This is a genomic window from Mesorhizobium sp. M0340 (assembly GCF_040321535.1).
Taxonomy (GTDB): Bacteria; Pseudomonadota; Alphaproteobacteria; order Rhizobiales; family Rhizobiaceae; genus Mesorhizobium.
Genome location: NZ_JAMYRR010000056.1, coordinates 1 through 10,791, shown reverse-complemented (window position 1 = coordinate 10,791; position 10,791 = coordinate 1). Strand labels below are relative to the sequence as shown.

15 protein-coding genes and 2 pseudogenes are annotated in these 10,791 nt (G+C 59.0%); 12 read left to right on the top strand and 5 right to left on the bottom strand.

The window, feature by feature from the left end; translation table 11 throughout:
• Positions 1-160: 160 nt before the first annotated feature.
• A complete protein-coding gene (locus NKI79_RS32695; RefSeq protein ID WP_352807381.1) occupies positions 161-319 on the bottom strand; it encodes a hypothetical protein in 159 nt (52 codons plus the stop codon).
• 62 nt (positions 320-381) lie between these two features.
• Between NKI79_RS32695 and NKI79_RS32690 the strand changes: the two genes are divergently transcribed.
• Both NKI79_RS32690 and NKI79_RS32685 read left to right on the top strand, forming a co-directional pair.
• On the top strand, positions 382-1,083 hold the full coding sequence (locus NKI79_RS32690; protein WP_352620089.1) for an IS6 family transposase: 702 nt from the start codon (positions 382-384) through the stop codon (positions 1,081-1,083).
• Between the two features lie 197 nt (positions 1,084-1,280).
• Positions 1,281-2,072, top strand: a complete 792-nt coding sequence (locus NKI79_RS32685) for a calcium-binding protein (protein WP_352807378.1) — start codon at positions 1,281-1,283, stop codon at positions 2,070-2,072.
• Between the two features lie 102 nt (positions 2,073-2,174).
• Here the strand turns inward: NKI79_RS32685 and NKI79_RS32680 are convergent.
• Positions 2,175-2,264: pseudogene (locus NKI79_RS32680) on the bottom strand (IS6 family transposase); the annotation flags it as partial.
• A 587-nt stretch (positions 2,265-2,851) separates the two neighbouring features.
• On the opposite strand from NKI79_RS32680, the gene NKI79_RS32675 reads away from it, so the two are divergent.
• Positions 2,852-3,280, top strand: coding sequence for a DUF309 domain-containing protein (locus NKI79_RS32675; protein ID WP_031195309.1), 429 nt, complete (start codon positions 2,852-2,854; stop codon positions 3,278-3,280).
• Between the two features lie 105 nt (positions 3,281-3,385).
• On the opposite strand, the gene NKI79_RS32670 is transcribed toward NKI79_RS32675, so the two are convergent.
• Together NKI79_RS32670 and NKI79_RS32665 are read right to left on the bottom strand one after the other, a co-directional pair.
• Positions 3,386-3,805, bottom strand: coding sequence for a hypothetical protein (locus NKI79_RS32670; protein WP_352807377.1), 420 nt, complete (start codon positions 3,803-3,805; stop codon positions 3,386-3,388).
• A 130-nt stretch (positions 3,806-3,935) separates the two neighbouring features.
• Positions 3,936-4,094: a hypothetical protein gene (locus NKI79_RS32665; RefSeq protein WP_023722855.1), complete on the bottom strand. Its 159-nt coding sequence runs from the start codon at positions 4,092-4,094 to the stop codon at positions 3,936-3,938.
• An 874-nt stretch (positions 4,095-4,968) separates the two neighbouring features.
• Between NKI79_RS32665 and NKI79_RS32660 the strand changes: the two are divergent.
• Positions 4,969-5,168, top strand: a pseudogene (locus NKI79_RS32660) (cold-shock protein).
• A 237-nt stretch (positions 5,169-5,405) separates the two neighbouring features.
• Here the strand turns inward: NKI79_RS32660 and NKI79_RS32655 are convergent.
• Positions 5,406-5,876, bottom strand: coding sequence for a Ros/MucR family transcriptional regulator (locus NKI79_RS32655; RefSeq protein WP_031195311.1), 471 nt, complete (start codon positions 5,874-5,876; stop codon positions 5,406-5,408).
• Between the two features lie 646 nt (positions 5,877-6,522).
• Here NKI79_RS32655 and NKI79_RS32650 point away from each other — a divergent pair.
• The 8 genes from NKI79_RS32650 (at position 6,523) to NKI79_RS32615 (ending at position 10,390) form a co-directional block, all read left to right on the top strand.
• On the top strand, positions 6,523-6,789 hold the full coding sequence (locus tag NKI79_RS32650) for a DNA -binding domain-containing protein (protein WP_031195313.1): 267 nt from the start codon (positions 6,523-6,525) through the stop codon (positions 6,787-6,789).
• Positions 6,790-7,137: 348 nt separating this feature from the next.
• Complete coding sequence (locus NKI79_RS32645; protein WP_023722859.1) at positions 7,138-7,524, top strand: phage integrase central domain-containing protein; 387 nt, start codon at positions 7,138-7,140, stop codon at positions 7,522-7,524.
• Positions 7,415-7,876: a tyrosine-type recombinase/integrase gene (locus NKI79_RS32640; RefSeq protein WP_051409784.1), complete on the top strand. Its 462-nt coding sequence runs from the start codon at positions 7,415-7,417 to the stop codon at positions 7,874-7,876. Before NKI79_RS32645 ends, NKI79_RS32640 begins: the two co-directional genes overlap by 110 nt.
• A gap of 296 nt (positions 7,877-8,172) precedes the next feature.
• Complete coding sequence (locus NKI79_RS32635; RefSeq protein WP_084643138.1) at positions 8,173-8,379, top strand: helix-turn-helix transcriptional regulator; 207 nt, start codon at positions 8,173-8,175, stop codon at positions 8,377-8,379.
• 31 nt (positions 8,380-8,410) lie between these two features.
• Complete coding sequence (locus NKI79_RS32630; RefSeq protein WP_156948345.1) at positions 8,411-8,638, top strand: hypothetical protein; 228 nt, start codon at positions 8,411-8,413, stop codon at positions 8,636-8,638.
• A gap of 76 nt (positions 8,639-8,714) precedes the next feature.
• Complete coding sequence (locus tag NKI79_RS32625; RefSeq protein ID WP_352807373.1) at positions 8,715-9,254, top strand: hypothetical protein; 540 nt, start codon at positions 8,715-8,717, stop codon at positions 9,252-9,254.
• Positions 9,255-9,510: 256 nt separating this feature from the next.
• Positions 9,511-9,690, top strand: a complete 180-nt coding sequence (locus NKI79_RS32620) for a hypothetical protein (RefSeq protein ID WP_031195317.1) — start codon at positions 9,511-9,513, stop codon at positions 9,688-9,690.
• 70 nt (positions 9,691-9,760) lie between these two features.
• Positions 9,761-10,390, top strand: a complete 630-nt coding sequence (locus tag NKI79_RS32615) for a hypothetical protein (RefSeq protein WP_023722865.1) — start codon at positions 9,761-9,763, stop codon at positions 10,388-10,390.
• Positions 10,391-10,791: the final 401 nt, after the last annotated feature.

Genomic DNA, 10,791 nt, shown 5'->3' with positions numbered 1-10,791 from the left:
ACGCAAACGGACCCATCGAATGGATCTGCGGATTGCCCGGAGGTACATGACAATGTCGACGTGACGCCGTTTGTGGTTGACCATCCCCATATAAGAGTTTCGGGCGCCGGCAGGCGTACGAAAGTCCCCGAGGAAGGAACCCGCGGGCCACAGGCGATGGTTATGGGGATTTCGATTTGCGGCTGGTGTCGGCGATGGCGCGACCGCCGCTGGGAAGCGGCGGGTTTGATGCGGACGGACCGTTTCGCGTTTCAGCCACGCGGTATTGTCGGCTCGTCGCGCGGCCGGACGCGACCCGTTCGGCGTCGATGATCACCATGGACACGCGTGGGGGCATCGTCAACTTAACGAAGCGTGGATACCGATGTGCGATGACGGGCTATGACAGAGCGTGACCCACTCTACCGCCGCCATCGCTTCCCCGCCGAGATCATCGCCCATGCTATCTGGCTCTATTTCCGTTTTCCTCTCAGTTTGCGAATGGTCGAGGACTTGCTGGCGGCACGAGGGATTATTGTCTCGCATCAGACAGTCCGGCTTTGGGCAGAGAAATTCGGGCGGACCTTTGCCAGCGAGATCCGCCGCCGCTCAGCGGGTCGGCTGGGTGACAAGTGGCATCTCGACGAGGCCGTCGTTTCGATCCGCGGCAAGAAGCACTGGCTCTGGCGCGCCGTCGATCAGGACGGTTTCGTCCCGGAGGTTCTGGTGCAAAGTCGTCGCAATGCCAAGGCGGCCAAGCGTCTGATGCGCAAGCTGTTGAAGGGCCAAGGCCGCGCGCCGCGCGTGATGATCACCGACAAGCTTCGGTCTTACGACGCTGCAAAGCGAGAGATCATGCCGGGCGTCGATCACCGTTCGCATCAAGGCTTGAACAATCGGGCGGAGAATTCCCATCAGCCAGTCCGGCGACGGGAACGGATCATGAAACGCTTCAAGTCACAACGCCATTTGCAGCGCTTCGTCTCAATTCATGATCCGATTGCCAACCTGTTCCACATCCCCCGCCACGAAATCTCCTCCAGCCATCATCGCGAACTGCGTTCAGAGGCAATGAACCTCTGGGCAAAAATCGCGCGGGCTTGAACCGCCGTGGGGCAAGCGGGCTACGACCGCCTCGCGCTCTTTAAGTTTACGATGCCCCCGCAACTGCTCAGCAGAAGGAAGTGAACGTGAGTGCATCCATTTCGTAAATGTGTGTCTATCCAAGCAATCGATTTCTCTAATTATCCGATGAGGAATATGAACGCGCCAGGCAGGGTGCATCATTAGGAGTATTTTCGATGGCAAACATTATCGAGGGTGGCCCGGGTTCCGAAACACTCCTCGGCACCGAGCTTGAAGATTGGATGGAGGGTTTCGGGGGCAATGACTGGATTGACGGTCGTGGCGGCAACGACGAGATCTCGGGTGGCGCGGGCAGTGACCGAGCCATTGGCGGCGAGGGTAACGACCGCATCTTCGGCGGAGATGGCTGGGACGATCTCTCCGGCGACAACGGCCGCTTCAACGCGCGCATCTCCGGTGAGGACAATGACAGGCTCAGCGGCGGTCCCGGCCAGGATGTCCTCTACGTGGGTGACGGCCAGGATACGTTGACCGGGGGCACCGACAGTGACACGTTCGTGTTCCAGTTCCACAATCCGGTGCCTGGGGTTGTCGGGTCGAAGTCGGACATTTCCACTATCACCGATTTCAACCCGGCGGAGGACAAGTTCGCCTTCGATGCGGTGGGCCTCTACAACGACGGTTTTGGCGCGAACTTCGTCAACAACGCCAGCATACAGTCCGGCTACCCGGTGAGCAGCTTCTACAGTGGTGCGGCCTCGGGTGCGAACGGCGAACACGTCGTGGTGATCACTGGCGAATCTTTCAACTCTGCTTCTGAAGCCGCGAGTGCGATCTCCGGCGAGCACGCCGGCGACATCATTGTCTACCAAAGCAGCTACACCGACAGAGTCGCAACTCTGGCCTATGTCACCGCCGACAACAGCGCGCATGAGTTCGTCCACCTGGGCGGTGTGGTCACCGTGGCCGACCTAGGCCTGACCGCGTCGGACTTCACCTTCGTTTGATCCAGAAAACCCATACGGAACAGCGCCCCGCCCCCCTGGGCGGGCGCTTTCCGTTTCCGCTACTTGCGATGGGCCGGGGCGCCCGGGAGCAGTCGCAGCGTGTAGAGCTTGATGAAGCCGATACATCCATTGGCCGCGGACCTTGATGTACGTCTCGTCCATATGCCACTTGCTGCCGACCGTACGCTTGCGTCAGCTTCGGAGCTCTGGTCACTTCGCCCGTTCTAGCCGGCTGAGCGCCGCTTCCTAGCTTGCGGGCTAAGCAGATGGCGCGGCGGCGATGAGGCACCAGCGCGCGAATCCCCGCCAGCAGCAGCCGCTCCGCAGTGAGACCCAGCTTCGTTCCCGTCATCAAACTGCTCACGTTGAACGCCGGCGCGACTGGCTCCGGGCAGAGATCGATCCGAACTACCCTGGCGTCGCCTTCGGCCTTGCGACCGGGCTTGCTGCTCGCAGAAGCAGCGTCAGTCTTCGGTGCGCGAGTAGTCGGGCTTCAAGACGGTCAAGCGCTATCGGCGTCTGCCACCGAAGACGTCCGGCGTCGTGCGTGTACGGCGGAGGCTGAAATCTCAGGGATGGAAGGACCCAGCAGCCAATGCAGCGGTGTCCATCAGATTCCATATGACATGATTGTCATCGACGTGCTTTCATGATTGCTGGGGTCTATGTCACGTCGTCGCTTGCTACCCGAAAAGAATTTCCCGGGCTACGCATACCTGCCTGGCAAACATCCGCATCCGGTTCGCGACCCGCTGGGTCACAGTTACCAAAGCGACCCGATGACCGTTGTTGCCGTCGAGGAATCACTCAGCTCAAACGGGTTCCGATGGGGTATCGACCTGTTCAATCACGGTTATTACTGGGAAGCCCATGAGGCTTGGGAGCCTCTTTGGCACGCTGCGAAACAAAGCACTCAGCATCGCCTTTTGTTCAAGGGATTGATCCTGTTGGCGGCGGCCGGGGTGAAGATCCGCGAGGGAAAGCCGGTCGCTGCCGCGCGCCATGCGGCGAGAGCTGCAGCGCTTTTTCGTCGGGTGGCGCCTCTGCCGAGCCGGCCCTTTGAGGCCGCACTCGGAATGACACCTGCCGCGCTCGCGGTACACGCCGAAGCGGCCACAACTTTCCCGGCTGTTTTGCGAGAGCCGATGCCTGGCCAGCCTGAGCCCGTTTTCGATTTCATTCTCGCCCCTAAATCCGAGGGCGTCTGATAGGCAACCCCTACAGTACGGTTCAAGCCTCTTAGTTATTTGGGTGCACTGCCGACCTGTCATGGACAGTTCGACAAGGGCAGCTTCAATCCTGGCGCAGTTGACCTACGGCACAGCCCGGCGCTGGCGGAGCACCCATGGCAGGCGCCGCTTCCATCGTTCATCTCGCGGCAAAGCAACATCTTTCTGCCACCGCTTCTTCTTGCGGGTCCGTCTGCCTCCAGTCGGTGCGTTCGATGCCTTCGGAACCGGCGCTTCCTCAACCGTCGGCGGCTTAGGAAGCGATACGTCGGGCATGATCACGTCCTTGGCGTCGGGTACTGCTTCACCAACGGCGGCCATGGGCCGAGAACGGATATCTTCGCAAGGAACAATCGGCGCTTCAGCGATCGGACCTTCAGTCTCGCTTCCGCGATATCGTTCGTGATTGGCGGCCAAGTCGATGCCGGCCCAGATTGAGTGTGGCCGCTTCACGAGCCAACGCTTCTGTTTGATCTCGACGACAAAGGGTCGCTGCTGCCTCATAGGCTCTCGGCAGACTCAGGAGAGTTGCGAATGTCGTCTAGGCCGATCGCACGCTTTCGTCCACCCGCCCCCACGCATTCTCCAACGGTTTTCCAAGACGTTGCTGTCGTCCAAGCCACGACTGAAGCGGCTAACCGCTGAGGCCGGGGCCCACGCTCCCGATCTCTTGTCCTGCTGTCAGCATGACCGCCATAACGACAATATCGCCCACGCAGTCGCCTTTATTAGGCCCATCGCGAAGCCGCAAAATATTCAAAATGCAATGAAGATGGCCGCCACCCTTGTCCATGCTCGCATGTTCCCGTGTAAATCGGACCCGTCCAATGCATTTTTTGAATCGGTCACCTGCGACTGATTATGCTGCTGATGGTCCGCATGCCGGATGTCATGGGTGGCCGGGCACGGATTGCGCTCCGCAAGCGGTCGGCAATCCCAAAGCTACACTTGGTGCACATCGCATCGGCTTTCCTCCACCGATCAACCCTTAGTGTGGGTTGAGAAGTCGCAAGAGGTGGCGCTGACCAGGCTTGTTCCGCAGCCCTCGTTGTCGTTGATCCAGACGCTGGGTGGTGAATGAGGAATCGCAGCAGCGATCACCCACAGGATACAGGTCAGCTTTGCTGCGCTCGATTTTGTCGATGATCAGATCGGCCCCCTTCTTCGCGAGAGTGGGCGCTCTAATCAGCCTAGAACGGCCTGATCCTGGTCAATCTCACGCGCGCCAACTGCCTCGCCGGATTGTAGAGCCTCTTGCGGGTGTTTTCTACAACAACCACCAGGGTCATCAAATCAAGCAGGAAGTCGTCGATCGCTTGGGCGGTTGTTCCTGACTCACCTTTGGACTGATCCCAGCAAAACGCACGCCCGATCGATCGCATCCGCGCTGGCCGCAGTGATTAACGCTCCGACTCCTCTTGACGATGGCGATCGTACGAGGTGCCGGCCCCCGACTCCTCATTGCAAGGTTCACCACGTGATGCGTTAGTTTCGTCTGCCTTTGCGACTGCCGCTTGGTCGCGGCCAGTCCACTGGCTGCACGATGCGCTTACCACGGCGTGTCGCTCCGGGCCTTCCGGTCTTTCGCATTTGCTGCGTTATACTATGAACGGCCCGGCATGATCGCCGAACCAGAACGTGTTGCAAACTTTACAAGGAATACGCACATGGCAACTGGAACCGTGAAGTGGTTCAACAGCACCAAGGGATTTGGATTTATCCAGCCCGACAATGGCGGTCAGGATGTTTTCGTCCACATTTCCGCTGTCGAACGCGCGGGCCTCTCGACCCTCAGATCAACTATGAGATCGAACAGGATCGCCGCACTGGCAAATCCTCCGCTGGCAGCCTCAGCAAAGCTGGCTGATTTTTCTCCTGCCCCCCGGCAAGAGCCGGAAGGACGCGGCAAGTCCGGATGTACTGACGGCCGCTCGACAAGAGCGGGCGAGAATAGGGCTCGGCGCAGCAGATTGCTGCAAGCGGACGCGCTTCTTGTGAAACGAGAATGTTTGCAGTTGAAGGCGGGCTGTCCCCGCCTTCTCGTATTCTGCGCAAATGCCGACGGCAGTTGCGCGCTCCAGAACGAACCTCGATTGCCGAAATTCTAACCTGCGACCTTCTTGCGGGTCCGCTTCGCCACTGCCGGCTCCGGCGCTTCCGGCGCTTTCGGTTTGCGGCCGAGCCCCATCGTCTTGGCCAAAGTCGAGCGCGCCGCGGCGTAGTTCGGCGCGACCATGGGATAATCCGCCGGCAGGCCCCATTTGGCGCGATATTCATCTGGCGTCAGCCCATGGTGGGTCGACAGATGGCGCTTTAGTGATTTGAATTTCTTGCCGTCTTCAAGGGAGATGATGTAGTCCGGTGTCACCGACTTCCTGATTGGGACAGCAGGCGTAAGCGCAACCGGCTTTTGTGCGGTGACGCCTGCGGCCGTGCCTTTCAGCGCCGCGTGCACTTGGCCGATCAGGGCAGGGAGATCCCCCACCGGGACCGGATTGTTGGAGACATAGGCTGAGACGACATCGGCGGTGAGCTCGATGAGGGTGTCAATGTTTTTTGCGGCTTCTTCTGTCATGAAACTCTCCAGGCGGCGTGAAACACAGTCGGCGAAGCGTCGCTTCATAGTGGCGGTCGCCGCTGAAAGCAAATACAGCCCGGCAGGACTATCGCGATGCTCGTCGGCACCGAGGACCATAGCGCTGCATCCGCCGTCGTGGGCGTGTTGATCTGCGCGCTGTCGGCCGGGCAAAACGAAGGGCCAAAGATGCTTTGCGCCACCCATGAAGCCCCAAGGTCGTCCTTGCGCAGCTCACGAAGCCCTCACGGACGCGGTAGCTAGTCTTCGGTTCTTGACTTTCGATTTGACCTGCGCCCCGGCCAGCGCGCCCTCGGCAGGCGCTACGAACTCGAATACGGTGGTTGAACCGATGCTGAGCATCACGGTAATTCAAGCACAAGCTTTGCCTGTTAATCCTGTGGTCACAAACGACCTTGATGGCCAACAATGCGAAACCCGATGTGCGCGCCGCACGGTCTTGAGCTTTTTGCAATTCATCCCTCACCTGGGTCGAACCGGTCAGAAGATGCGCATATCGCCTCGAGCGGGCGCTTGCGGGTCATGATCGCGATGGTGTCTTAGCTACGATGTTTCCCATCCTTGGTTAGGCTGTCGAAAAGAACAATCGCTCTTCGATCACTTACTTCCGGAGCCCGATGTCATGATGAAATATCCAGACGTTAAACCAGGTCTTAAAGAAGAAGTGCCCTGGTCTGACAGCCTGACCAGCTACGACCGTCAGCACTTCACGACCTACCTGAGGCTCCTGGATGCAGGTGCCGACGAGGCAAGCTATGAGGAGATGGCGCAGGTCATCCTCGGCATCGATCCGGTGCAAGAGCCGGAGCGGGCCCGGAAAACTGTGCGAAGCCATCTCGATCGGGCGAACTGGATGGTGACGACCGGTTACAAGGAATTGTTCGCCGGATGAGGGCGAACAGGCGGCGACACGCTCCGCCTGTTCAGATGTGGTTACGGCGTCCGCGAAAAGAGCGGTCTCACGGTCGGGGCTGCGGGAATTAGGTTCAAATTGAAAGACCTCAGTTCTTTGCTCCATCATGACGATCGACCAGATGGCGGCGACCGGTGCGAGCACCAGACCCGCCACGCTGGACGACAGCAACACGAGGCCAACCAAACCCGAACCGCCAACATGAAAAGCCAACCATGCAGGCAGGACAATTCCGACGCCAACGATAACGAAAGAAGCCGATGAAAAAGCTATAAACAGCGGGTCTTTCGAATCGTCAAGCGAGACACTTTCCCGGCTCGCTTTCCGATGAAGATAGCGGTGAAGGAGAAGTCTTTCCGCAATGGGAAGCACAAGGCGCAGTGGTCGATGACGTTGCGTGAATATGCCAAGCCGCTGCACAAGAGGCCGATCGCCGAGATCGCGCGCGACGACGTGGTCGAGACGCTGAAGCCGATCTGGGAGAAGATACCAGAGACTGCTGACCGCCTCCGCATGTGCATTGCAGCAGTAATGGATCACGCGAAGGCGAGGCGGCTTTTATGTCGGCGACAACCCTGCCGACTGGCGGAGAGGCCTGAAGGATATGCTTCCGGCTCGACAGAAGCTCACGCGCGGCCATCACGCAACAGTCGGCTACAAGGAACTGCCTGCCATCATCAAGCGCCTACGAGCCGCCGCTGGCGTGTCAGCTAGGGCTGTGGAGTTCGCCGCATTGACCGCAGCGCGTTCCAGTGAGGTTCGCGGCGCAGTGTGGCCGGAGATCGACCTTGATGCGGCCTTGTGGACGGTACCCGCCGCAAAGATGAAGGCTGCGCGCGACCATGAGGTTCCGCTTTCCGAGCGCGCCGTGACAATCCTCCGCGCTACACAGCAGCAGTCGACCAGCGATCTGGTGTTCGAAGGTGGACGCGACGGAAGGCCAATCAGCGACACAGCGATGACGAAGGCGCTTAGGGCCGCTGGTGCGGGCGATGCGACCTTGCATGGTCTGCGCTCATCGTTCCGTGATTGGGCTGGCGATAGACCGATTACCCGCGCGATGTAGCCGCGGCGGCCTTGGCTCATGTGCTCAAGGACAAGACCGAAGCCGCATACAGACGTGGCACCGCGTCGCAAAAAAGACGCGGCTTGATGGTAGACTGGCACAGTATTGTGAAAATAAAGCCCGTTGACCATATCGACATTACAGGCGAAAACGCATATTGTTCTTCACCTTGGCTTACCTCGCCTAAGTTAACGGCGACCCGAATCCCTCTCTAAAGATTCAGAGTTTGAACGTGCCCCTTCGCACGTTGGATTTTCCGCACGCTCTTTTTGCGCCGGGTTGCACTGGGGATTCCGATGACAGCAAACGACAACCGACCGCGCCTGATCGCACCAAAAGACGCGGCGGCAGCCACGTCTCTTTCTCGTACACTATTGATTTTGATGGCCGAAGCCGGGGGGTTCCCGAAGCCCGTTTCGCTATCCGAACGACGTAGTGCATATATGCGTGCCGAGGTCGAAGAGTGGATTGATAAGCATATCGCCGCGAGCGCGGCAGCATGAGCCACAATGCCGAAACTGTTGCGAAATGTTTATGCTTTGGAAGGCTACCGAGAAGGCGTTCCTGCAGCATCTTCTGATCCGCTTGATAGAGGATGTTCCGGACTTCAATAGGGAAAAGTTCGCAACCGGCTTGCACCTACTGCAAGAGGAGTGGCCCATCGACCGAACAGACAAAGATCGAGAAGCGCAGGGCTTAGTCAGCATCCGCTTCCTTGGCGAATTGATTGAAATGACAGCAATGCGCATCGCTCGAGAGTGAGCACACTGACGGGCCGCGCGTTTCTTCAAAAAACACCGCCGACCAACGGCGGCACTCCAAGACTGGACCGCTCCCCTTGAAAATCCTTGATGCCCGACCGGAGCCGCCAGGCTGCGGCAACGTCATTGCGCGCGTCGACGTAGCACTGAATGATGCCGTGAAAATCTATAATCTGAAGGGTCCAAGCGACCCGATGGCGGCTTCGCCGTTTTCGCGCCGAACGCTCATGGTGGGCGCGTCGTCACGTTTTCTCGTTCTCTTGTTGCCGAAATTGCCAGCGCCGCTGTTGCCGCGCTCATGGAGCCGACGCCGAATGACCGCACCCACACTGAAGCAGAAAGGTTCCTCGACCTTATCAACAATGGCGACGCAGAGAGGCTGGCCAGTTTTCACTACGGCAATATGGCCAGGACAGGCGGATCGATCATGGTTGCGCCGGAAGACGTGGCCTGGGAACCACTACACGTTCAAGCGCGAACTGTTACAGCCGCGATCCGACAACGAACCTGCAGATATCAGTGAGGCCCTCCGCTGGTGCGTTGTGGTCGACAACATTCCAGAATGTGACGCCGACACGGCCGGGATTATTTACATCGAGAGAGAGAGACGCCCTTGATGAGAAAGTTCTTAGGGCGGCTATCAGCAATGTCGTCAAACCAGGTCATCTTGAAGCGGGACTTAGGAGGATTGTCGTTGTAAGTCTCGGCCGATTTGGAACACCGCATGAGCGCGCCAAGACCAAGTAAAAATTTTAGCATGATCGTCCTCCTTTCAATGGAGAAACCAATGCGGCGGGCAGATAGTTCCACAGGTCCGGAACAATGCTCACTAGCGCTCGTTGCCTCTGATCGATGGGCGAGGAGCGCGGAGATATGGCCGTGAAGAAAAAGAGCGACGATAGCCGCGTTAAGAAGGGCGCAGAACTTGAGGTAGAGCACCTTACCGAAGTCACGGACCTATCGGCCAAACAGGCGCGCACATTATTGCGGAAGCACGGCGCTGACTGGCAGAAGCTCAAGGACGAAGCCGAAGATTTAAAGGATGACGACTGACTACCCGTCCCGCGCATTGCGGAAACGGACTACCCGGCCTGGCCGGTTTCTCGAATTGGGATGACCACCCATGACAAAGACCACCCGCAAGGAAATACTAGAAGCAACAGACGCCTTCCTGAAGGCCAACCCGGCGGAGAAGCGCACCGCTGTACGGATTCGTTTTCGTGGCGGTCGGCCAGCTTGGAATTGGCTGAAAAAGCACGACGGGAAGGGGGCCGCCGCATTGTGGCTCATCGTTCGAGAGCGCCTTCCGCAGGCCGCCAACGACAACCTGCCCACTGACGCGGGACTGCATGTCGACCGGAGCCGAAAGGACGGCAGGCCAAGAGGGAAGAATCCAGATCCACGTTCGTTGGATGCCTGCATAGCGCTGCCGTCTGCCCAACCGCGGCTCGGCGATGCCGAACCGGAACCGGCACGAGCAGGCAACTGGGATACGGTGTCGCGAGGTGTCTCTATAAAATCGCAGGAGTGGATACATCCCGACGCAGTATTCACGTCGGCAACTTGCTTCAGCTTCCATCCTCCAGAGATCGCACCTGGCGCATTCTTTCTGGGTGCAATAGGCGGACTAGGCCAGCTTAAGTTGGGCAGGAGTCGTGGAGACGTACGGCTGGCTGGAACTGCCGATCCGATCACCCCACCGGCCAATATCGATACTGTCATCGAGGTCATCTTAGCAGGCGGCAATTGCTGAGGTCGGCAAGGCTTTCGGCGCTAAAGGCGGATATGCAGACCGTCGCGGAGGCGCTGAGCTATTGGCGGCTGGCAAGTGGGCGAAGTTGGCGGTGGCGAATGACAACCCGAGAATCAGGGCCGCTTAGGGACGTGTGCCAAATCGTGGCCCCAAAAACCTAAAGGGGCAACAGCAACGAATGGGGCGCTTCGGCGTCCCACCCGCTTTGGGCCCTACGCCTCGTCATCGTCAGGCGCAACCCGTCAATCTGGCACCAGAGGCGGGAATTATTGCGCGCGTTCCGGCCAGGCTGCGTGCGAGTTGTGTGCGTCAAGTTCTGCAAAATGGCGTGGCATTGCGGTGACGTCGGCGTGTCCGCCGCGCAGCCCCCGTGTTTAGCGGAGCGGCGGACACATGACGGT

What these genes read in the sequence shown, in the direction of transcription:
- NKI79_RS32690 (WP_352620089.1), top strand. Translation starts at nt 382, where the DNA reads ATGACAGAGCGTGACCCACTCTACCGCCGCCATCGCTTCCCCGCCGAG.
- NKI79_RS32670 (WP_352807377.1), bottom strand. Translation starts at nt 3,805, where the DNA reads ATGAGGCAGCAGCGACCCTTTGTCGTCGAGATCAAACAGAAGCGTTGG.
- NKI79_RS32695 (WP_352807381.1), bottom strand. Translation starts at nt 319, where the DNA reads ATGGTGATCATCGACGCCGAACGGGTCGCGTCCGGCCGCGCGACGAGC.
- NKI79_RS32645 (WP_023722859.1), top strand. Translation starts at nt 7,138, where the DNA reads ATGAAGATAGCGGTGAAGGAGAAGTCTTTCCGCAATGGGAAGCACAAG.
- NKI79_RS32635 (WP_084643138.1), top strand. Translation starts at nt 8,173, where the DNA reads ATGACAGCAAACGACAACCGACCGCGCCTGATCGCACCAAAAGACGCG.
- NKI79_RS32640 (WP_051409784.1), top strand. Translation starts at nt 7,415, where the DNA reads ATGCTTCCGGCTCGACAGAAGCTCACGCGCGGCCATCACGCAACAGTC.
- NKI79_RS32675 (WP_031195309.1), top strand. Translation starts at nt 2,852, where the DNA reads ATGACCGTTGTTGCCGTCGAGGAATCACTCAGCTCAAACGGGTTCCGA.
- NKI79_RS32650 (WP_031195313.1), top strand. Translation starts at nt 6,523, where the DNA reads ATGAAATATCCAGACGTTAAACCAGGTCTTAAAGAAGAAGTGCCCTGG.
- NKI79_RS32665 (WP_023722855.1), bottom strand. Translation starts at nt 4,094, where the DNA reads ATGGACAAGGGTGGCGGCCATCTTCATTGCATTTTGAATATTTTGCGG.
- NKI79_RS32655 (WP_031195311.1), bottom strand. Translation starts at nt 5,876, where the DNA reads ATGACAGAAGAAGCCGCAAAAAACATTGACACCCTCATCGAGCTCACC.
- NKI79_RS32620 (WP_031195317.1), top strand. Translation starts at nt 9,511, where the DNA reads ATGGCCGTGAAGAAAAAGAGCGACGATAGCCGCGTTAAGAAGGGCGCA.
- NKI79_RS32630 (WP_156948345.1), top strand. Translation starts at nt 8,411, where the DNA reads ATGCTTTGGAAGGCTACCGAGAAGGCGTTCCTGCAGCATCTTCTGATC.
- NKI79_RS32615 (WP_023722865.1), top strand. Translation starts at nt 9,761, where the DNA reads ATGACAAAGACCACCCGCAAGGAAATACTAGAAGCAACAGACGCCTTC.
- NKI79_RS32685 (WP_352807378.1), top strand. Translation starts at nt 1,281, where the DNA reads ATGGCAAACATTATCGAGGGTGGCCCGGGTTCCGAAACACTCCTCGGC.